Source organism: Actinomycetospora sp. (assembly GCF_055612215.1).
This window is the reverse complement of record NZ_JBVPVA010000424.1, coordinates 1-2,022: the sequence shown is the minus strand read 5'-3', so window position 1 is coordinate 2,022 and position 2,022 is coordinate 1. Positions and strand designations below refer to the sequence as shown.

Genomic DNA, 2,022 nt, shown 5'->3' with positions numbered 1-2,022 from the left:
CGGCTCGGCCATCGGCCAGCACTGGATGTACCAGGGCAAGCACGTCCTGATCATCTTTGACGACCTCTCCAAGCACGCGGAGGCCTACCGCGCCGTCTCGCTGCTGCTGCGCCGTCCGCCGGGCCGCGAGGCCTACCCGGGCGACGTGTTCTACCTGCACTCGCGGCTGCTCGAGCGTTGCGCGAAGCTCTCCGACGAGTTCGGTGCCGGCTCGATGACGGGGCTCCCGATCATCGAGACGAAGGGCAACGACATCTCGGCGTACATCCCGACGAACGTCATCTCGATCACCGACGGTCAGTGCTTCCTCGAGTCGGACCTGTTCAACCAGGGCCAGCGGCCGGCCATCAACGTCGGGCAGTCGGTGTCCCGCGTCGGTGGCGACGCGCAGATCAAGGCGATGAAGTCGGTCGCCGGCTCGCTGCGCGTGGACCTCGCGCAGTACCGCGAGCTGGAGTCGTTCTCGGCCTTCGCGTCGGACCTCGACGCCGCCTCGCGCGCCCAGCTCGACCGTGGCCAGCGCCTCATGGAGCTGCTCAAGCAGGGCCAGGGCGAGCCGTACCCGGTGGAGCAGGAGGTCGCCGCGATCTTCCTCGGCACCTACGGCCACCTGGACTCGGTGCCGGCCGAGGACGTCCGGCGCTTCGAGAGCGAGTTCCTCGAGCACCTCCAGCGCAACGGGTCGGAGATCCTCTCGGAGATCCGCGACACCGGGAAGCTCGAGGAGGACAACGAGAAGCGGCTGACGGACTCGGTCAACGAGTTCAAGAAGTCCTTCGAGGCGAGCGACGGTTCCTCCGTCGAGGCGTCGGACGACGACCAGGAGTCGGAGTCGGACGAGGGCTCCGGGTCGAAGTCGGAGTCGGACGAGGGCTCCGGGTCGTCGTCCGAGTCGTCCGAGTCGTCCGAGTCGAAGTCCGGGTCGTCCGAGTCGAAGTCGGACTCCGGGTCCGACTCCAAGTCCGACTCCGACGAGAGCTGAGGTAGCGGATGCCGGCCCAACTGCGCGTCCTGCGGCGACGCATCCGGTCGTCGCGCAACATCGCCCAGATCACCAAGGCCCAGGAGACCGTCGCGACGTCGCGCATCTCCAAGGCCCAGGTGAGGGTGGAGAACTCCCGGCCGTACGTCGAGGAGTTCACCAACGTCCTCACCCAGGCCTCGAAGGCCGCGGCCTCCGACCACCCGCTGCTCGTCGCCCGCGAGAACGTGACGCGGGTCGGCGTGCTGGTCATCACCAGTGACCGCGGGCTCGCCGGCGGCTACAACGCGAACATCCAGCGGCTGGCCCTGCGCCGGCTGCAGGAGATCGCCGACGCCGGCCAGGAGCCGATGCTCTTCGTCGTCGGTCGCAAGGGCCGGGACTTCTTCCGGTTCCGCGGCCGCGAGGTCGCGCAGAGCTGGACGGGGTTCTCGGAGCTGCCCCAGTACGAGAACGCCGTCGCGGTGGCGGACTCGCTGGCGGCGGCGTTCCTCACCGGCGGCGAGGGGACGATCGAGGGCCCCGAGGAGGACGAGGACCCGCCGGTCATCGCCCCCGAGGAGGTCCGGGGTCTGGCCGGGGTGGACGAGCTGCACGTCGTCTTCACCGCGTTCTCCTCGATGCTGTCCCAGACGCCGGAGGCGCGGCAGATCGCGCCGCTGTCGCTGGACGAGCTCGAGGGCGACGACTCGGACTCCGAGGGGTCCGAGGACGGCGAGAGCGGCGACTCGTCCCAGGACGCCGAGTACGACTTCGAGCCCGACGCGGAGCAGCTCTTCGACGTGCTGCTCCCGAAGTACCTCCGGACGCGGATCTTCGCCGCGCTCCTGGACGCCGCGGCGTCCGAGTCCGCGGCGCGGCGCCGGGCCATGAAGGCCGCCACCGACAACGCCAACGAGCTCATCGAGGACCTGACCCGCGAGGCCAACCAGGCCCGCCAGGCCCAGATCACGCAGGAAATCAGCGAGATCGTCGGTGGTGCCGACGCCCTCGCCACGGCAGGGGAGTGACATGACGCAGGCACCCGAGCAGCAGAAGGC

1 protein-coding gene and 1 pseudogene are annotated in these 2,022 nt (G+C 69.6%); both read left to right on the top strand.

The window, feature by feature from the left end; genetic code table 11:
* Positions 1–859 (top strand): annotated as a pseudogene (locus AC0CYZ_RS11990) (F0F1 ATP synthase subunit alpha); the annotation flags it as partial.
* Between the two features lie 131 nt (positions 860–990).
* The gene (locus tag AC0CYZ_RS11985) at positions 991–1,992 is read left to right on the top strand and encodes a F0F1 ATP synthase subunit gamma (protein WP_472215562.1); all 1,002 of its coding nucleotides are present in this window, start codon (positions 991–993) and stop codon (positions 1,990–1,992) included.
* The last annotated feature ends 30 nt before the right edge of the window (positions 1,993–2,022 follow it).